General features: G+C 60.7%; 15 protein-coding genes and 1 other RNA gene. 1 reads left to right on the forward strand and 15 read right to left on the reverse strand.

All coding sequences use genetic code 11. The annotated features are described in order from the left end of the window. Positions 1-15: 15 nt before the first annotated feature. The 14 genes from IG616_RS03370 to IG616_RS03435 all read right to left on the reverse strand — a co-directional run bounded on the left by IG616_RS03370 (position 16) and on the right by IG616_RS03435 (position 16776). The gene (locus IG616_RS03370) at positions 16-1173 is read right to left on the reverse strand and encodes an FtsW/RodA/SpoVE family cell cycle protein (protein WP_192146355.1); all 1158 of its coding nucleotides are present in this window, start codon (positions 1171-1173) and stop codon (positions 16-18) included. After that, on the reverse strand, positions 1173-2573 hold the full coding sequence (murD, locus tag IG616_RS03375) for a UDP-N-acetylmuramoyl-L-alanine--D-glutamate ligase (protein ID WP_192146357.1): 1401 nt from the start codon (positions 2571-2573) through the stop codon (positions 1173-1175). The genes IG616_RS03370 and murD overlap by 1 nt, the downstream gene beginning before the upstream one ends. Before the next feature lie 7 nt (positions 2574-2580). Then, complete coding sequence (mraY, locus tag IG616_RS03380; protein WP_192146359.1) at positions 2581-3663, reverse strand: phospho-N-acetylmuramoyl-pentapeptide-transferase; 1083 nt, start codon at positions 3661-3663, stop codon at positions 2581-2583. Positions 3664-3672: 9 nt separating this feature from the next. Further along, positions 3673-5103: a UDP-N-acetylmuramoylalanyl-D-glutamyl-2,6-diaminopimelate--D-alanyl-D-alanine ligase gene (locus tag IG616_RS03385; protein WP_192146361.1), complete on the reverse strand. Its 1431-nt coding sequence runs from the start codon at positions 5101-5103 to the stop codon at positions 3673-3675. Continuing rightward, a complete protein-coding gene (locus IG616_RS03390; RefSeq protein ID WP_192146363.1) occupies positions 5100-6584 on the reverse strand; it encodes a UDP-N-acetylmuramoyl-L-alanyl-D-glutamate--2,6-diaminopimelate ligase in 1485 nt (494 codons plus the stop codon). The genes IG616_RS03385 and IG616_RS03390 overlap by 4 nt, the downstream gene beginning before the upstream one ends. 86 nt (positions 6585-6670) lie before the next feature. Then, positions 6671-8389, reverse strand: a complete 1719-nt coding sequence (locus IG616_RS03395; RefSeq protein WP_192146365.1) for a peptidoglycan D,D-transpeptidase FtsI family protein — start codon at positions 8387-8389, stop codon at positions 6671-6673. Between the two features lie 8 nt (positions 8390-8397). Beyond that, positions 8398-8757 carry a cell division protein FtsL gene (gene ftsL / locus IG616_RS03400; protein ID WP_192146367.1) on the reverse strand — a complete coding sequence of 120 codons (360 nt, stop codon included), beginning with the start codon at positions 8755-8757 and terminating at the stop codon, positions 8398-8400. 3 nt (positions 8758-8760) lie between these two features. Beyond that, a complete protein-coding gene (gene rsmH, locus IG616_RS03405; protein WP_192146369.1) occupies positions 8761-9813 on the reverse strand; it encodes a 16S rRNA (cytosine(1402)-N(4))-methyltransferase RsmH in 1053 nt (350 codons plus the stop codon). After that, complete coding sequence (locus IG616_RS03410; RefSeq protein WP_192146371.1) at positions 9810-10280, reverse strand: division/cell wall cluster transcriptional repressor MraZ; 471 nt, start codon at positions 10278-10280, stop codon at positions 9810-9812. Before IG616_RS03410 ends, rsmH begins: the two co-directional genes overlap by 4 nt. Positions 10281-10790: 510 nt before the next feature. Continuing rightward, an RNA gene (rnpB, locus tag IG616_RS03415) (RNase P RNA component class A) lies at positions 10791-11188 on the reverse strand. Between the two features lie 77 nt (positions 11189-11265). Further along, positions 11266-14148, reverse strand: a complete 2883-nt coding sequence (locus tag IG616_RS03420) for a DUF2339 domain-containing protein (protein ID WP_192146373.1) — start codon at positions 14146-14148, stop codon at positions 11266-11268. 153 nt (positions 14149-14301) lie between these two features. Further along, positions 14302-14811 (reverse strand): lytic transglycosylase domain-containing protein, encoded by a 510-nt coding sequence (locus IG616_RS03425; protein ID WP_425504146.1) that lies wholly within the window; start codon positions 14809-14811, stop codon positions 14302-14304. Between the two features lie 517 nt (positions 14812-15328). Beyond that, entirely contained in the window at positions 15329-16087 is a 759-nt protein-coding gene (locus IG616_RS03430) for an N-acetylmuramoyl-L-alanine amidase (RefSeq protein ID WP_192146375.1), read from the reverse strand. Continuing rightward, a complete protein-coding gene (locus IG616_RS03435) occupies positions 16084-16776 on the reverse strand; it encodes a J domain-containing protein (protein ID WP_192146377.1) in 693 nt (230 codons plus the stop codon). Before IG616_RS03435 ends, IG616_RS03430 begins: the two co-directional genes overlap by 4 nt. A gap of 295 nt (positions 16777-17071) precedes the next feature. On the opposite strand from IG616_RS03435, the gene IG616_RS03440 reads away from it, so the two are divergent. Next, positions 17072-19186: a putative bifunctional diguanylate cyclase/phosphodiesterase gene (locus IG616_RS03440; RefSeq protein WP_192146379.1), complete on the forward strand. Its 2115-nt coding sequence runs from the start codon at positions 17072-17074 to the stop codon at positions 19184-19186. Here the strand turns inward: IG616_RS03440 and IG616_RS03445 are convergent, their stop codons facing one another. Next, positions 19187-19843, reverse strand: a complete 657-nt coding sequence (locus IG616_RS03445) for a DUF4386 family protein (RefSeq protein WP_192146381.1) — start codon at positions 19841-19843, stop codon at positions 19187-19189. Position 19844: the final 1 nt, after the last annotated feature.

The raw sequence follows: 19844 nt of genomic DNA on the forward strand, positions 1-19844 counted from the left end.
TCGGTCTGCGGTCTTTCACATCAGGCTCGAAGGGGACAGACGGCTGATCGTCACCACGTCCACGTGGCTGGGGCGCGGGCGCTTGCGGGTCAGCGCAAGAATGCCGCCAGCCACCATGGCCGAGGACAGAAGCGAAGAACCGCCATAGGAAATGAACGGCAGGGTCATACCCTTGGGTGGCATCAGGTGCAGGTTCACCGCCAGATTGATGCTCGCCTGAAGACCGAAAAGAACCGTGAGGCCCGCTGTCGCCAGACGGCTGAAGGCATCCTGATCCTTGCTGGCGTGGTTGAGGCCGCGCAGCACGATGAAGGCAAAGATCAGCACCATGAACATGCAGACCACAATGCCAAATTCTTCCGCCACCACCGCGAAGATAAAGTCGGTGTGGCTGTCCGGGAGGATCAGCTTGACGGTACCCTCACCCGGCCCGCGGCCAAACCAGCCACCCGACAGGAAGGAATCCATTGCCGTATCCACCTGGAACGTGTCGCCGGAAGCTGGATCCAGGAAGCGGTTCACACGGTTGGTGACGTGCGGCAGGAACATATAGGCAGCAGCAAGCCCGCCGACCCCGGCGACCCCGAGGCCCATGATGGCGAACCACGGCAGGCCGTTCAGGAAGAACAGGCTGCCCCAGACAAGACCCAGAAGCATAGTCTGCCCAAAGTCCGGCTGAGCGATCAACAGCGCCGCACACATGATGAAGAGCAGAACGGAGAATGCAACGCCGGGCACTTCGCGCCGTCGGCCCGACTCCGACAAGAGGAAGGCCACCAGAACCACAAAGGCAGGCTTCAGGGTTTCAGACGGCTGCAGGGAGAACCCGGCAATATAGATCCAGCGGCGGGACCCCTTGGCCTCCATGCCGAGGAACAGCGTTGCCACCATCATCACCAGCGAGAGGACAAAAATGACCAGCGCCACACGGCGGACCATGCGCGGTGTGAGCAAGGAGCCTGCCAGCATGATCATCAGGCCGGGGATCATGAACATCGCCTGGCGCTTGACGAAATAGAAGGTCTCCACCCCGATGCGCGCGGCGACCGGAGGACTGGCGGCGAAGGACAGCACCACCCCGCCGATCATCAGCAGCAAAAAGGCGGCCAGAAGGTAGTGGTCCACGGTCCACAACCATTCGGCAAAGCGGCTACGATCGGCGCGGCTGACCATCAGGCGACCTCCTCGCTGGAGCGGATGATATCAAGAGCCCGGACAGCCTCGGCAAAGGCAGTCCCCCGGATCTCGAAATTCGGGTACTGATCAAAGGACGCACAGGCCGGAGACAGGAGCACCGCAACTTCGGCAGCGGTATCCTGCGCCGCGTCGCGGGCAGCATCCTGCACGGCCTTATCCAGTGTGCCGCTGATCTCAAAGCCAGCCTTACCCCTCAGCGTTTCCGCGAAGGCTTCGGCAGCCTCGCCAATCAGATAGGCCTTGGCGATCTTCGGGAAGAATTCCGCCAGCGTCGTGATCCCGCCAGCCTTGGCTTTGCCGCCCGCAATCCAGTAGATCCTGTCGAAGCTCGACAAGGCACGGGCTGCCGCGTCCGCATTGGTCGCCTTGGAATCGTTGACGAACAGGATGTTTCCTGCCCGTGCGACCATCTCCATACGGTGATGCAGGCCCGGGAAGCTCGAAAGCGCAGGCGCGATCTCTTCCGACGGAATGCCAAGCGCCCTCAGCGCCGCAAAGGCAGCCGCGGCGTTCTGGCCATTGTGCTGACCACGCAAACTGTCGATGCCGCTGAGATCGGCAACCTTCTCGGCTGCGCCATCATGAGCTTCGAACAAGGCGGGCCACTCGGCATAGATACCGTCGCGTAGTGATTTGGCCGCGGAAATGCGCCAGACCGGCATGCGCGCCAGATCCTGACGGGAAGCGATCTCATCAGACAGTTCATCGTCGACACCGACAACGGCAATCCGGCTGCCCGCGATCAGACGCTCCTTGATCGCGGCATAGTTTTCCATGCTGCCGTGCCGGTCCAGATGATCCGGCGACAGGTTCATGTGCAGGCCGACCGTCGGATCAAGTGAAGGGGTCAGATCGATCTGATAGGACGAGCACTCGACGACATAATGCCGGTCGGCTTCCAGCGGTTTCAGGTCAAAGACCGGTGTGCCGATGTTACCGCCGACTTCCGTGTCCCGTCCAACGGTCTTCAGAAGATGGGCAATCAGCGCCGTGGTGGTCGACTTGCCATTGGTTCCGGTGATGGCGATGAGCACGGCGTCCGGGCACACAAGACGGCGTTCGCGGCAGAACAGCTCGATGTCCCCGATGATCTCGACACCGGCGGCGCGGGCCTTTTCAACTGTCCAATGCGGAGCTGGGTGGGTCAGCGGAACACCGGGCGCCAGAACCAGCGACGAAAAAGCACTCCAGTCCTCATTGCGCAGATCCGCAACGGACAGTCCGGCAGCCTTCGCAGCTTCCGTGCGTGCCTCGGCATCATCCCAGCAAATGACATGCGCACCGCCCGCGGCCAAAGCCTTTGCGGTGGACAAGCCGGAGCCGCCCAGTCCGAAGAGGGCGACACGCTTGCCGGAAAGACAGGTGATCGGGATCATCTGGGCCTCACCGCAGCTTCAGCGTGGCGAGGCCGATCAGAGCCAGAACCACCGAGATGATCCAGAAGCGGATCACGACCTGGGATTCCGTCCAGCCTTGCAGCTCGAAATGGTGATGGATCGGCGCCATGCGGAACACGCGCTTGCCCGTCAGCTTGAAGGAGAACACCTGAACAATCACCGAAACAGCTTCCAGCACAAACAGGCCGCCAATGATGGCCAGAACGATCTCATGCTTGGTCGCAACGGCAATGGCGCTGATCATGCCGCCAAGGGCAAGCGAACCAGTGTCGCCCATGAAGATGGCGGCAGGCGGAGCGTTGAACCAAAGGAAGCCAAGACCGGCCCCCACGACGGCGCCCGCGATCACGGCCAGTTCGCCTGTGCCGGGAACATGATGGATCTGCAGGTAGCTTGCGAAGACGGCGTTGCCGGTCAGATAGGCGATCAGGCCAAAAGACGCGCAGGCGATCATCACCGGAACGATGGCAAGACCATCGAGACCGTCCGTCAGGTTCACCGCATTCCCCGCGCCAACAATCACGAAGGCTGCAAACGGAATGAAGAAGATACCGAGATTGATCGTCAGGTCCTTCAGGAACGGAAACCCGATAGAGGTGGAGAATGGCTGAGAATCCAGCAGCGTCACGACCACGGCGGCGATGCCGGCAATCAGAAACTCCAGAGCCAGACGCGCCTTGCTGCCAAAGCCCTTGTGCGATGCCTTGGTCACCTTCAGATAGTCGTCATAGAAGCCGATCAGACCAAACCCGATGGTGACACCTATGACGATCCAGACGTAAGGGTTGCTCAGATCCGCCCAAAGCAGCGCAGCTGCCAGCGTACCAGACAGGATCATCAGACCACCCATCGTAGGGGTGCCCTTCTTGAGCAGATGGCTTTCCGGACCATCTGCGCGGATCGGTTGCCCCTTGCCCTGCCGGATACGCAGGCTGGCGATGATCCTGGGACCGAACAGGAACACGAACAGCAGCGCTGTCATGATGGCGCCACCTGTCCGGAACGTGATGTAGCGGAACACGTTCAGCGCTGAGATCTGGTCGGCAAGATCGCCAAGGAAATAAAACATCGGTTATCCTCAAGCCGCCGCAGTGTCATCCACGGGCGGGAATTCTTTCTTCAGGGCGTCAACAAGCGGCCCCATGCGGGTGCCAAGGGAGCCCTTGATCATGATCACGTCGCCAGAGCGGACCTCCGAGAGCAGCGTCTCCGTCAGGCCCTTGGCTTCATCGCTGTATGCGCCCCGGATGGCCTTGGGCAATTGATCCCAAAGCGCATGCATAAACGGGCCAGCACAGTAGACAACATCGACCGCAGCCTGCTTGACCGGTCCAATCAGTTCCGCGTGCAGTCTTTCAGAATCTTCCCCCAACTCACGCATATCGCCGAGAACGGCAACCCGGCGGCCTGGACGGCTGACGGGCGCCTCGGCGACAACCGCAAGCGCTGCACGCATGGAGGCCGGATTGGCGTTGTAGCTCTCGTCGATGAGATTAATGGTGCCGCCCTGGACCGATAGTTCGGTGACTTCGCCGCGCCCCTTGGGCGAGCGCATTTCGGCCAGTGCAAGGCCGGCCAGCGCCAGGTTCGCGCCAAGTTCCACCACAGCAGTCAGAACAGCAAGCGTATTCTTGACGTGATGGCGGCCTGCCGCACCAATCTTGTAGGTCAACTCCTGCCCCAAAATCCGCGCCTGCACACTGGAGCTGCCCGGCTGGAGAGAGACCTTCTCGGCGACACTGTCCGCGCCCGGCATCTCACCAAACGTGCGAATTTTCCGCACACCTGCGGCAGAGGCCAGAAAAGTCAGAAGATCGAACTGGACATTGTCCCGGTTCAGGATCGCAACTCCGTTGGGCTCAAGACCGTCGAAGATCTCCGCCTTCGCCTTGGCGATCTTCTCGACCGACCCGAAGAACTCCAGGTGCACCGCCTGAACGGTGGTGATGATGGCCACATGCGGGCGCACCATCTTCACCAGCGGTGTGATTTCACCGGCATGGTTCATGCCGATCTCAAATACACCAAACTCGGTATCAGCGGGCATACGCGCCAGTGTCAGGGGCACACCCCAATGGTTGTTGAACGAGGCCACCGAAGCATGGACCTTGCCGGAGCGCGAAAGGCACAGGCGAAGCGCTTCCTTGGTGCTGGTCTTGCCAACAGACCCCGTGACCGCGACGATCCGGGCATTCGTCCGCCCGCGGGCAGCAACACCAAGCTTGCGCAAGGCCTCCAGCGGATCGTCCACAATCACATAACGGCCATCTTCCGGCAGATCCTTGACGCGGTCGGCAGCGACCAGGGCAAGAGACGCACCGGCGTCAAGAGCGGCAGCAGCAAAGTCATGGCCATCGAAGCGATCCCCCAAGATCGCAACGAAGGCGTCCCCAGGCTGAAGAGTCCGGCTGTCGATGGAAATTCCGGTGATGGCCTCCGCGACTTCGCCGCGAACGGTTCCGCCCGTGGCTACAACAAATGCGTCCCGGGTCCAAAGCGGCTCGCTCATGCACCAGTCTCCATGGCACTTTCCTGCAAGGCAATTGCGGTGGCAACTGCCTCGTGGTCTGAAAAAGGAAGCACCCTGTTGCCGACAATCTGGCCCGTTTCATGACCCTTCCCGGCAACACACAGAATATCCCCCGCCTTGAGCTGACGAATACCTTCCCGGATCGCCTCGGCCCGGTCTGCAATCTCGGTTGCGCCCGATGCCCCCTCCAGAACCGCCTTGCGGATCAGCGCGGGATCTTCGGAGCGGGGATTGTCGTCGGTGACGATCACAAAGTCGGCGCGCTCGCTTGCAGCCTTGCCCATCAGCGGGCGCTTGCCGGGATCCCGGTCGCCGCCCGCGCCGATGATCACTCCCAGCCGTCCGGCAGCAAAGGGACGCAGAGCCGCGAGAGCATTGTCCAGCGCATCCGGCTTGTGGGCATAGTCGATCACGACGAGACCACCGGACTTGGTCTTGCCTGCAAACTCAAGACGGCCGGGAGCACCCTTGAGATTTTCAAGCGAGCGAAGCACGGGGCCGGTATCCAGACCGGCGGCGATGGCGAGACCTGCTGCTGTCAGTGCGTTTGCAACCTGAAAGCGCCCGATCAGCGGCAGCGTCACCGTGTAGGTGCCCCGCAAGGTTTCAATTGTCAGAACCTGACCGAAACCGGAGGGCCGCAAGCCGGTAAGCTTAAGGGTCTTGCCTGTCTCACCCACAGTCAGAAGCTGAAGACCACGTTCCTGCGCGATCGCGGTGACCCGGTCGGCGTATTTCTCGCCCGGATCGACAACCACTGTGCCGCCGTTCGGCAACAGGTTGCGGAACAAACGGAGCTTGGCCGACAGATAGTCCTCGACCGTCGGATGGTAATCCATGTGGTCGCGGCCAAGGTTGGTGAAGGCAGCAGCCGTCAGACGCACACCATCCAGCCGGTGCTGGTCAAGGCCATGGCTTGAAGCTTCCAGCGCCAGATGGGTAACGTGGTCACGCGCCAGGCGATCCAGTTCCTTGTGCAGGCCAACCGGGTCCGGCGTGGTCAGACCGCCATAGGCCTGACCATCCGCAGTCATCGTGCCCAGTGTTCCGAGACTAGCTGACTTATGGCCTGAACTCTGAAAGATCTGGCGGGTGAATTCCGCGACCGATGTCTTGCCGCTCGTTCCCGTTACCGCGACAGCCACCTGCGGCTGGGCCGCGTAGAACCGGGCCGCCATCAGCGCGAGACTGCGGCGCGGATCATCACAACCAAGGATGACAACATTTTCCGGAAGCTGGCCGCGAAGCCCAGCAACGGCCTCTTGCGCACAGAGGATGGCAACGGCGCCGGCGGCAGCGGCCTGCACGGCAAAGCCAGCCCCATCCGCATGCACGCCTTTCAGGGCAGCAAACAAAAAGCCAGGCTTCACCTGACGGCTATCCGCCGTCAAACCCGAGATTGCGAGGCTTCCGGCCCCGTCCGGAACCGTCAGGTCCGCGGCAAGCTGTTGCAGTTGCATGTCATTCGTCGATCCGGTTTGTGCGTCGTCATAAGGCAATCTGGAAACCGGATTACGGTTGCGACCCCGCCGGTTTCCCTTGCCGCTTAGTAAGATACTTCAATCGGCTTTTCACTGTCCTGGAACTGCGGCATCACACCCAGCATCGGGGCGGAGCGGCGGATGATATTGCTCACCATAATGGCTGCGTTCATGCCTGCCGTGGCTGGAAGCCCCGGACGTTCGGGCTTGGGCTCATCGATCACCGTCAACACCACATAACGCGGGTCATCCATGGGGAAAGCTGACAGGAAGGAGTTGCGGCGCTTGTTGGAAACATAGCGGCCATTCTCGATCTTCTCCGCCGTCCCCGTCTTGCCGCCAACCACATAGCCGGGCACTTCCGCCCGCTTGCCCGAACCACCACGATCAGTAACATTCAGCCGGAACAGGTAACGCATCTTACGGCTGACATCTTCGGAAACAACACGTGTTCCCAAAGCCTTGGCCTGCTCACGGGTCCGCGGGAAGAAGGTCGGGGGAATAAGCGTCCCGCCATTTACCAGAGCCGCAGCAGCGACCGCCGTCTGCATTGGCGTTACCGAAATACCGTGACCAAAGGAAATGGTCATAGCGGCCAGTTCATTCCATTTCGGCGGCAGCAGAGGCGCTGCATTTTCCGGCAGCTCCGTCTTGAGCCGGGTGGTCAGGCCGATGCGGGTGAAGAACTCCTGCTCCCGCTCGATGCCGCTCGTCAGCATCATCTTGATGGTGCCGACGTTGGAGGAATAGATAAAGATCTCCGGCACGGAGAGGATGCGATGTTTCCCGTGGAAATCCGAAATCGTCCTGCCGTGCGCCCGCACCGGACGGCTGGCATCGAAGCTGTCAGTGATCTTTACAGCCCCCGAATCGAGCGCCATTGCGGTGGTGAACGTCTTGAAAACGGACCCCATCTCGTACACGCCGCCAGTAGCCCGGTTCATGCGCTTCTGTTCCAGAGCCTGCGAGCGGTCGTTCGGATCGTAGTCCGGCAAGGACGACATGGCGACCACTTCGCCCGTCTTCACATCCAGCACAATGCCGACGGCAGCAATCGCCTGGTACCGCTCCATGGCTTTCACCAGCTCATCGCGCACCACATGCTGAACCCGGAGGTCCATCGCCAGCTTAACAGGCTCCATGGGCCGGTCTGAGGCAAAGCCAAGCTTCTGCAGGTCGGACAACCACTGCTGATCGATATGCCGCTCAATCCCCGTGAGACCCTGGTTGTCGATATTGACCGAACCGACAATATGGCCAGCGGTCGGCCCGCCTGGATAAAAGCGCCTGTTCTCGGACAGGAAGCCGATCCCCGGAAGCCCCAGATTGTGAACCTTTGTCACCTGATCCGGCGTCAGTTCACGCTTGAGCCAGACAAACCCGGCACGGCTTTCGAGACGGCGTTGAACCATTTTGCGGTCGAGGTCCGGCAGCACCCGGGCCAAGCCGTCAACCGCCTCATCGACATCCAGGATACGCCGCGGCTCCGCGTAAAGAGACGAGGTCTTGATGTCGGTCGCAAGGATCTCGCCGTTCCGGTCGAGAAGATCGGGGCGGGAGGCAGCGACAGTGTCCTGTGCGGAAATCAGCGCCTGCGATGGCTGTTCATCCATCTGTGCGAGCATCGCCAAGCGGCCTCCGATGACGGTGAAGCCAAGCAGAAAGCTCATCATCACGATATAGACGCGGGATTTCACCGCACCGGAGGAAATCGATCCTGCAGACGCCCGCGGACGGGAGCGGCGGACTTGCAGAAAGGATTGGGTTTCAACGGTCATCGTCATTTCAACCCTCACCTGATCACAGCTGCAGTCGCGCCTGCATAGCCGCTCATCGGCTCTTTTCCGCCAATCGGCTCAAGCGTCACGGGGCGCGGCGGAAGCTCGTCAAGCGTCACGATCTGCTTCACCTCAAGGGGCTGAAGCTGCAGGTATTCATTGTAGCGATCGACAAGGTGCTGCAACCGGTCAGGCTGGTTCAAAGTGCTCCACTCGGCTCTCAGCAAACGGATCGCCTCATGCTCGGCGTCAATCTCGCGCTGCAGCTCGGACACATGCGATGCGGACTTGGTCGCCGCAAGCTTCATGTCATAAACGGCAGCCGCTCCGGCGACCACCAGCAGAATAAACACGAAATTGAGATAGCGGCCCATGGCTCAGCCCCCTAGCCCGTGGAATTCGGCGAGCCTCGGCACGCCGATAGAGTGAATGTCGAGATCGCGGGCCGCCTCTGCAGTCCTTCTGCCGGCGCGGAGCTTGGCGGACCGGGCGCGCGGGTTCGCGGCGGTCTCTGCCTCTGTCGGCTCCACGGCCTTGCGGGCGATCAATTCGAAAGTTGCCGGCGGCACATCCTCTTCCGGCATGTGCCGGGAACCACCGCCACGGACCTTCGTCCGGTCGGCGAAGAACTTCTTCACCAGACGGTCTTCCAGCGAATGAAAGCTGACTATGACGAGACGTCCGCCCGGCTTGAGAATCCGTTCGGCAGCCGACAAAGCCCTGGCCGCCTGGTGCAGCTCGCCGTTCACATAGATACGCAAGCCTTGGAACGTGCGTGTCGCCGGATGGATCTGCGCCTTCTTGGGAGAACGGCCAAGAGCCTTCTCGACAAGGTTCGCAAGGTCCGCAGTGCGGGTCAGCGGCTTTTCCTTGCGGGCATTGTCGATGGCATGCGCCACGGTCGTCGCACGCTTTTCCTCGCCCAGCAAACCAATGATCCGGATCAGATCCCGGACCGGCAGGGTATTGACCACGTCAGCGGCGGAAGGGCCAGCCTGCTCCATGCGCATGTCCAGCGGCCCGTCGCGCATGAAGGAAAAGCCGCGGTCCGCCTGATCGAGCTGCATGGACGAAACGCCGAGATCGAGAACGACCCCATCAACGCCGTCATACCCGAGCGAACGGGCATGTGTTTCCAGATCCGCAAACTGGCCAGGAACCAGGGTCAGGCGTCCCTTCGACGCCTCCACCAGGGGCTGACCTCCGGCGATTGCATCGGGGTCCCGGTCAATGCCGATGACACGGGCACCGGCGTCCAGCAGCGCGCGGCTGTAGCCGCCCGCTCCGAAGGTGCCGTCGATGATGACCTCATCCGGCTGCGCAGAAAGATGTTCAAGGACAGGACCCAGGAGGACCGGCACATGACGCGCTGGTCCGCCAGCGTCATCTGCTGCCAGGGAGGCAGCACCTGTTTCGCCGCGCGCCGTCATGCCAGTCCCCCTTGCGCCTGCGCCGGGACAACTTGCCCCGACAACATTGCGAGCGCGCGCTTTGCGGCCTCTGCGCGATGCTCGCGGAAACGCTCCGGTTCCCAGATCTGGAACTTGTAGCCGAGCCCTGCAAACGTGACCTGGTCGGTTATGCCCGTGTGATCCCGGATCATATCGGAGATCACGACACGCCCATCCCCATCGATCTTCGGCGTCTCACTCGCCCCGAACAGGGCAATCGCAAGCGCATCATGGTCTGGGGTGAGTTTGGCAAAGGCATCCAGACGGGTCTGGATCTGGGCAAGCAGGTCATTGCCGCCAGCATCCACCGCCGCAGAGTGGGAAGAGGCAATGCAGTAGAGGCCCTCATAGCCGTCTTTTGCCAGCACCGCGCGGAAAGACGCAGGGATCGACACGCGACCCTTGGCATCCAGCCGGTTGGTGAAGTGCGAGACGAAGCCGGCCATAAACCCTCTCTTGGCAGACCATTCCGGTCTGACGAAGCCCAAATACCCAAACGAACTGGAAGAACGGCCTATTGCGGCCACGCGTCGGATCCATCTGGTCCCTGCGTCCGGTCCAAAAGATGGGCCGGAACTCCCCGTTCTGGGTATCTATGGGATAACATGGGATTTCATGGGAGGTCAATGGAAAGGACTGGAATCCTCTGGCCCCATACCGTTCGCCACCCTCCTGTCTTGATGCCAGAATATGGTTAACGAAGGCTTGACTTCGCTTAAGAATCGGACTCCGGAGCATCCCCGACCACCAATAAATTGACGCAACGGAATCAAGGCTTGCAGATTGGTTAAACTTGTGGACATCCGGGGGACAGACGGATGCCGATTGCTGCACTGCAGCTTCAGCCAAATTTGAGGGAGAAAAATGAGGTCAATCCGGCACGCCGGTCACGCTCTGCCTCAGACCCTGGAGCGGCTGATTTGCTGCTTGCGGTCTGAGGCCGCTTTTCAGGATGAAATGCCAGTTGGCCTGTAAGCCGGGTTCTGTATGGCACTGGCCCGAAGACCTGCACGCGACAGCCATTCATCTGGGACGGCCGTTGCCGGACGCCTCTCGCAACCAACCCGGGTGACTGGCCTGGAAACCGGCCTGGACGTCAAGCGCCCGCGCCACCCCTATTCGGTTTTGCTCCCGGTGGGGTTTACCGTGCCGCGTCCGTTACCGTCCGCGCGGTGGGCTCTTACCCCACCCTTTCACCCTTACCCCGGACGGATCCGGGGCGGTTTGCTTTCTGTGGCACTTTCCCTAGGGTCGCCCCCGCCGGGCGTTACCCGGCACCGTGTTTCCTTGGAGCCCGGACTTTCCTCCCCCGCGGCCTTTCGGCACTTGCGGCAGCGGCTGTCCGGCCAACTGGCCACGTTGCCTTATGTGGGAACGGGAGAAAGGTCAAGCGAGCCCTTCTCCCGTTTGCCATCGCACTTCGGCGGGACTTCATTGGCCGCCCGCATCTGCCCCAGGGGCACCTTCCGGAAGATTCAGGATCATCCGCTGATAGAGATAGCCGATACCGATCAGGGTCACGCCAAGGCCGATGAAGGACAGAGCCCTCAAGACGCCCTCCAGCGCTGACATGTCGATCAGGAACACCTTCAGGACCACCAGGGCAATGATCACACCGGAAGCCTTGCGCAGCAGCAGTGAGCCGCGGCGCATGCCGTAAAGAAGGCACCCCACCCCGGCCACCAGCCAGACGAAGGAATAGACGTAGTGTTCCAGCTCTCCAACGGGCTCAAGGGTGAGCACACCAGGGCTGAACAGGTTGCGGATCGTCAGATTGATGAAGCAGAACCCCAATGCCGAGGCGAACCCGGCCGCGGTCATCCAGTAGATCCTTGGCCGGTAGCGCCGGGACACATAGGCAAGAAGGCCATAGACCAGCGCAGGCAGGCCGTAGCCGAACGTGATCCAGTTCACCAGAACGCCTGACCCTACATCCGCCTCAGTGAACAGCGGGTTCTCCGCCACCAGCATGGCAAGCCCGCCGAGGATCATGCCAAGAATGCTGAGGGTCATCGCCCCATTCTCCAGAACGGAGTGGCGCGTTCCCGGCAGAAACCTCGTCAGACCAAGAGACACCGCCCCGCCAATGAGCATGAGCATGGCAGACGCCTGGAAGCGGCTTTCATCGGAGACGAACCGGAAGGACGGATCGATAGCGTGAAGGGCCAGCATGCCCAGAGTAACCGCGACGGAGACGATCGCGATAGCCTGCAGCGCTTCTGACCAGCGATCGCGGTGGCTGCGTGTAAAGATCACCGCCGAGAAAATGAAACCTGCACAAGGCAGACCATAGCCATAAAGCAGCGCGTTGAAGACCGGTGTCGTGCCGAGATCTGCCCCGGCGATGAACGGATCCCACAGAAGCCGCAAGGCATAGGGAATGACCGTGAAAGGAGCCAGAACCCGAAGTTCCGGCAGGCGGTGGCGCAGGTAGACGAGCGTGAAAGCCGGCATGACCAGGCCCAGCGCAACGGTCAGCGCTCCCGCGGTGAAGGCAAAACAGGCCGCCAAAGCCAAAGCCATGACAGCCCCGGTGAGCCAGGCCGCAAGCGACTGCGGCCCGCCGGGGCCCTGCCGCAATGTAGGCGCAAGCCACTCGGACAGACCGTAGAACCCAGCCGCAAGCAGCAAGGCGACCACAGCAAAGGGCACAGAAACCTGCCAGGTCTCGATGCGCAGATATCCAAGACAGAGCAAGGCCAGGCTGCACAGAACCGCATTGGCGGCCAGAGATGCTCGCGCAGCGGACCGGAACGCAGCATAAATGCCGCCGCCCACGACCAGCGCCCCAAGTGCGAGAAGCAGCGCAGCATATTGAGCCGTTGCCTCTCCTACCTGCCGCGGCAGCGGCGAGATGATGTCTGCCGGGCTGTCGATCGGCATCATCAGCCCTTCGACATCGAACGACGTGCCAAACCAGTAGACAGACCAGAGCCCGGCAAGAAGCGGCAGCCAGAGCACAAGCCGCAGGCTGCTGTGAAAGATGACAGCCAGAACCGGCAAGCCGAGCAGCAGGAGGGCCTCGATCACAGTCCCTGTCATGGAGGCGTCAAACTGAACGTTGCAAGCCAGCGGCAGGGCAAAGCCAGACAACGCGAGGGTCGCGGCCCGGTCTGGTTTTTCCTGCCATTCAGGGGCGCGCGGGTGCAGCCCCAGCACAAAGCCGCAATAGGCAATGGCAATGGCCCCCATCAGATAGCCCGTCACGATAATCCGGTCGCCGCTGGAAGCTGCGGCCTCAAAACCCATCGCATAGAGGAACAGACCTGCCACCGCCGCCCCTGCAAGCCAGAGCCACATCCGGTAGCGCCCGATGGCCACCGCGCTGGCAGAGACCACCAGCACCAGGATCGCGACCGGGAGGATTTCGCCGCGGTCCGAATTGATCAGGAAGGGAACACAGTAACTGGCCAGAAGCCCGAGCGCCGCAAGGCCCGGACCGTGCAGCAGGGCCGCGAGCATGGTGAGCAGGGCAACTGCGCCAAGGCTCAGGAAAGCCAGTGCGGGACCGATCAAGCCATAGAGACCGTGAGCTGCAAAAATCGAGGCAAACAGTGCCAGCGTGCCCACTGCCGTCAGCATCGCCGGAATGTTGGCACTCTCATAGCCAGGAACACTGAAGGACCTGGGACGGCGGCGGGTCCACTCCCCGGCAGCCAGAACCAGGGCTCCAAAGAGCAGCCCCAGGAGAACCCGGACACCCGGTCCGAGAATACCATTGTCTATGGCGTATTTGACGAGGAACACGCCACCAAAGGCAAGGGTGATGCCGCCTGCCCAGACGCTCCACCTGGCGCCGATCACCTGCTCGCGGGCCGCCTTGCGCCCGCCCAAATCGGGGTCTGGTCCAGATCCCTTGGCATCCCCGCTCCGGCCCGCCGCCTGTGCTGCAGCAGAGCGTTGCGCTTTCCCGGATGCTTCGGCCGCATCCTCCGGCCCGGTTGCCTTGCCGCCACCCCAAGGTCCCACGGACACGTTGTCAGCGGGAGGCTGGTCTGAGGGCAGAGCGTCATCCGGATTGGAGGCCGGCGTCGGGATGTCAGGCGTTTCCTGCAAGTCCCGCTCAGGCGGCAAAGGCAACGGCGGCGTCACCCGGCGCCTCGTCTCAGCGGAAGGTGCTTCGGGGGCGGCGGACGCCGCCGGAGGCGCATCGGGTGAGGCCTGCCCGGTTCTGAGAGCCGCGACGACTTGCCGGACCGCGTCCAGCTCCCGTCCAAGCTTGCGCACCTTGAAGGCAAGCAAGATCGGCAAAACCACCGAGACAAACAGAAAGCCGAGGCCGAGCAATGCGGCCAGTGTCAATTCCGAATCCAAGCAAACCTCCAGAGCGCACGCCCGCCCGTTCAAAACAGGTCAGCGGGCGGTTGCATATTTGCCGGGTTCCCGAAACGTCTCAAGGCCTTTTCCAAAGGCAAAGGGCCCGCCCAGGGGGCAGGCCCTTCAAACCAGCCAGATTGTCAGACGCGATCAGCTGGAGGCGATCAGCTGCTTGACCTGGCTGCAATAGCTGCGGCTGCGGGCATTCATGCGCTTTGCGAAGTGGCCAGCGTTGTAGCGCAGGATGGTGCCGCAAACGTCTCCGGATGCGCGCTGGTGCGCACCGGCCAGATAGCGCATGCCCCATTCCAGATTGGTCTTGGGGTCATAGAGCGCTTTGGTCGAACCACGGTATCCGAGGCCGCGTGCCGTTGCCGGCTTGATCTGCATAAGCCCCACTTCGCCGTGGCTGCCACGGGCACGGGGATTGAAGTTGCTTTCGATCCGCACGACAGCCTGAGCGATCTCAAGCGGCACACCGTGTTTTTTGGCGGCGGCGCGAATCAGCTCGGCATAATTCGTAGAAGAACGGGCAATTGCGGGTGCACTCGTTGCGGAGGCTCCACGGGAACGGCGCAGGGACTTCTTCTTGCCGGCACCCTCGCCGTCCTCTTCAGAAGCGCTTGCCACTGCCTTGCCGGCATTAACCACCCGGATCACTTCGCCGGGACTCTGGCCTGCCCCGATGACATCCAGCTTGGCCGGTTCCGGCTTTTTAGCCTCAGTATCATCGTTCTTCACGGCGACGGGACGGATAACCTCACCACCGGCATATGCGGTCGATGTAAGCGTTACTGGGGTGAGAATAGGTAAGATCAGGCACACAGCCTTCACGAGAGAATTTGCAGACCGCAACATTCAGTGATTGCCCTTATTTGTTTAAACTGGGGTGTTTTCTAAGGGCGGAGGAATGACGGGGTGGTTTGACGAAAATCAGCCTCGTCTGATCACGAAATATTTCAAAATATTACAGAGAATTGCCAGGTTTTCAGTTAAATTTTAGGTAATTCCTGCAGAAAAAGGCAGGTATTCGACGGCAAAAGGGCATAATCCGGCACAAATCAGTCCAGAGGCAGCCCAGTAGAATTTTGCACTGCACTCACTAACGCTTATCCTCGCCGAAGGTTCCGATCCCGGAACCCTCGATGGGCCGCGCTTTCAATACCGGTAAAACGGTCTATAGGGCGGGAAGTGTGGAGAGCAGTTGATGGAGAGTCTCCAAGGTGGAGCGGTCAACAACTCCGTCAACCTTCTCCTGGCGGAAGTGACGCTGGAATGCTGTCACCGCGTCCCGGGTCCGGCGGTCAAAGACGCCTGAGATCTGGACGTCATAGCCATAGAGCGCGAGCATGGACTGGATCGCCTCGACCGGCTGGCCTTCCTCTCCTTCCTGCATGAAGAACCCGCTGGTCATGGCTGCGGGTGACACATAGTGCCCGACGCCGCGGTCAGCCAGAACATTCCATGGGAACAGTTCGCCCGGATCTTCCTTGCGGTCAGGCGCAACATCGGAATGAGCCAGAACCCGCCAGGGCTGGATCCTGTGGCGCTTGCAGATGTCGGCCGTCAAATCACAGACAGCATCAATCTGGACGCTAGGAAAAGGACGATAGCCGAATTCATGACCCGGGTTGACGATCTCGATCCCAATGGAACGGGAGTTGAGGTCCGTCTCGCCTTTCCAGAAGCTCTTGCCCGCATGCCAGGCCCGGCGGGCCTCAGGCACACATTGCAGGATGGAGCCGTCCTCACACACCAGATAATGGGCAGACACCTCCGCGCGCGGATCGCACAGTCTGCGCAACGCGCCTTCCGCGTCCTGCATACCGGTATAGTGAAGGATCACCGTATCGATCGGCACGCCTGCCGGGCGCTCGCCGTGATTGGGGGACGGATGCACCCGGGCCTTAACCCCGGTATCGGTTGTGACGCTCATAGTCCTCTTTCCGCACAGATCTGCGCCCAGGCCGCATTCAGGGCAGCCAGCCTGTCGTTTGCGATGCGCACAAACTCTTCTGGAACGCCGCGGGCAATCAGCCGGTCTGGATGCGTTTCGCGCACTTCCTTGCGGTACTGTGCCTTCAATTCCTCGCTGGTGGCATCCGGCTCCAGGCCGATCACCGCATAGGGATCAGCTCCGCCTCTGGCGTGGCGGGCCAGCATTTGCTGAAACTCGCGTTCGTCCAGTCCGAAAATCTTCGCGACCTCGGCCAGGAACGAAATCTCGCTCTCATGGATCACCCCATCCGCCTTGGCGATATGGAACAGACCGTCGAGAATGTCATTGAGGGTCTTGGTGTCGTAAGGGAAGAGGTCGGCGAGCTTGCGGGCATAGACGTCAAAGCCTGCAACGTCCTCTTTGGCCAGATTGAACAAGCGCGCCACATTGCGCTCTTCGCCCTCAGGAACCTCGAACAGTTCCCGGAAGGCCAGAATTTCATCCGTCGTGACCACACCATCGGCTTTGGCCATTTTTGCGGACAAGGCAATCATCGCAACGGTAAAGCCGACAGAACTCGTTCCCTCTGGCCGTGTCAGGACGAGCTGCACCAGCCGGTCGACAAGCTGCACGCTGCCGGATCCGATCGCTGCAACGATGCTCGCGAGACTAGACCAAACTCCCAATAAAGCCCCCATGCGGCCTGCTCAAAAGCAAAGGCCTTGTTCATCAAGAGGATATGTGGACGGACGGCCAATCCCCGATTCTTTTCATATGGACCCGAGTTTTATCGGGAGACATCCAGGATGGAAAGGAAAAGAGGCGCGTCACTGGCGCGCAGGAAGGCTCCTGCGTCCCAGACACAGTCTTGTGACTGATACAAACTTACGTTGCGTTCTCATCAGTCAGATTCACTATGGCGAAACCTCTCTGAGCTAGACAGGAAAGCTATTGAGTGACCATCGAGAAGCACATTCCCTTATGACGGCAACCCGCACCCGCCACAACCTCGTTTTCGGCCTGTCCACATTGGGTCTGGCCTTGGCCTTGGCATTGTGCGTTTACGCTGCCAATCGTGTCTTCAGCCATTGGCTCCTGGTCCGCAGCCTCGAACAATCCCTGGAGCAGGTTCAACCAGCACTCCTGACCGCTGAACAGATCTATGCGTTCAAAGACCTCTTTGCAGAGCTGCCAGCTCCTGAGGGCAGCTACGGCATGCGCTTGTCGGGATCCAGTACTGAAGAAGATCCGATTGATCTGTCTCCAGACGGAGATGCCCAAAACACGATATCCGGGGAGTTGCAGGACGCTCTGAGCAAACTCATGTCGCCGTCCACTCCCCTCGCCTTCACGGTCGTAAAGGACTCGGACTTCACTCTCGGCAGCCCTTTGAACAAGGAGCTTGTCGCGTTTGCCCGGAACGCTGGAGTTCCATGGGAAAACGTCTATCGCGCCCTTGGGAAGCTAGAAACAGCCACGAAGCCCTACACCGCCGTCGAGTTGGGCTCCACTGGGCAACTCCAGAGACGCTCGGTCGTCGTCATCCCCAATTTCGTCGACGGCCATCCCGAAGGCGCGCTACTGATCGGTCTGGATCACAATGGCCGTATCGCGGATCTGGAGGTGATCGCGAATGTAGCGACCCTTGTTCTTTCGGCCTTGAGCATTGTGTCTTTCCTCATGGCGGGGCTGTTGCTCTGGTTACGGTTTCATGACCAGGTCAAGAAAAACCAGGATATCGAGTTCCTCGCCCACCATGATGCCCTCACCGGGCTGCCCAACCGGGCAGTGTTCAATGCCCGCCTGACGGAGGCGCTCCGCATCACGCACGCTAAAGCGACCAATATGGGCGTGATGCTGATCGACGTCGACAAATTCAAGGAAATCAACGACACCCACGGTCATGCGACTGGGGACATTTTTCTGCAGGTAATTGCCGACCGGCTGCGCGCAGTCTTTAGCGACCATCTGGTCTCACGGTTGTCCGGTGACGAATTTGCGGTCATGTTCCAGTCGGTGGCAGACGTCGCGCGCCTGACCAAACTCGCATCCGACATGATCGCCGCGACAAAGTCTCCATGCGTGATTGATGGCAAGGAAATCAAGATTTCCTTGTCCATCGGCATTGCCCGCGCGAGTGACGGCAACTGGCGTGCATCCCGCGTTCTGCACTGTGCCGATCTCGCGCTTTACAGATCTAAGCATTCGGGCCGCTCGACCTTCTCCTGGTACACAGCAGAAATGGATGCCGATGCCCAGCGCCGCAAGGAAATTGAGGAAGGTCTTGCAAAGGCCCTCCGCCTCGATCAGTTCGAAGTGCTTTTCCAGCCGCAATACGCGCTCAGGGACAACAGGCTAACGGGCTATGAGGCCCTTATCCGGTGGGAACATCCGGTCAAGGGCAAAATACCGCCAGATCTCTTCATTCCGGTCGCCGAAGACTGCGGTCTGATCGAAGACATTGGTGACTGGGTGCTGAACCACGCCTGCCAGGAAGCCGCCAAATGGGACGATCAGACCTTGAAGGTTGCGGTGAACGTATCGGCGGCGCAGTTCAAAGCCGGCGTCACCGAGCGAAAAGTTGCACAAGCCCTGCGCACCAGCGGCCTGAAACCCGAACGGCTTGAGATCGAGATCACCGAAAGTCTGCTGATCGCCAACACAGAGGCAGTGGTTGAAACGTTGAAGGCCATACGTAACATGGGCGTAGCTATTGCCATGGACGACTTCGGCACCGGCTATTCGTCACTCAGTTACCTGAGCCGCTTTCCCTTCGACAAGATCAAGATCGACAAGGCCTTCATCCAGAACCTCGGCCATGATCCGAGCACGGATGCCATCGTCACATCGATCATCGGCCTGGGACGCTCGCTCGACGTGCTGATCACCGCGGAGGGCGTCGAAACGGAAAATCAGGTCACGCTGCTGCGTGCCGCCGGCTGCCATCTTGTTCAGGGCTACTTCTTCGGCAAACCGGATAGCGTCCGGGCGCATGAGCAAAACCGGGCCCGAAAAGAAGCGGATGCCGCCGATCTGCAAGAGGAGACACAGTCAATGCAGAGCAAATTGGCCAAGCGGGGCGAACTGGCAAGCTAATCAGGCGCCGGCCCGCCACAGCCGTTCGCCCAACCATAGCCACCAGATGGGGCCGAGGGCCACGCCTCCGGCCGCCGCAGCCAGGGTCGTCAGCTCCGGACGCGAGAAGAGCAGTCCTGCGAACGCCGTGAAATATAGCCCTGCGCAGACAATCCCCAATGCGCAAAGGACACGTGGCAGGCGTCTGGTCCTGAAACCATGCAGATTTACCAGGAGCAAAAACAACCCGACACAGGCGAATATCAGCCACCCTTGCGTATCAAGGCTCAAGGAAAAGGACTGGATCACTTTTGAGGCCAGGGCATCCCCGGAGGCAACCACCTCCGCTCTCTTGGCTTCTCCCCCCAGAAGCCTCAGGTAAGTGATCGAAGTGACCGCATAGCCAAGCAGGCCAAGCGTGCAGCCCCAGTAAGCCACATGCCGCTCATCCAGGCTGAGAAACCTGCGCAAGGGCGGGATAACGGCGAGCGCGCACAGCCCCGCAAACCCGAAGGCGAATAGAAACCCCTGCCTTGCAAAGGGACCGGAGGCCAGCTCCTGCCAGTAGGCATCGGACCCGGCAGGATATTGCGCTGAAGGATCCAGTAGAAAAAAAGCCCCGGTCGCAAGATAGCTGACTGCGCAGGCAAAACAGAAGAGGGCGGCGGTCCGGTACATA

The organism is Roseibium litorale (assembly GCF_014842915.1).
Classification (GTDB): domain Bacteria; phylum Pseudomonadota; class Alphaproteobacteria; order Rhizobiales; family Stappiaceae; genus Roseibium; species Roseibium litorale.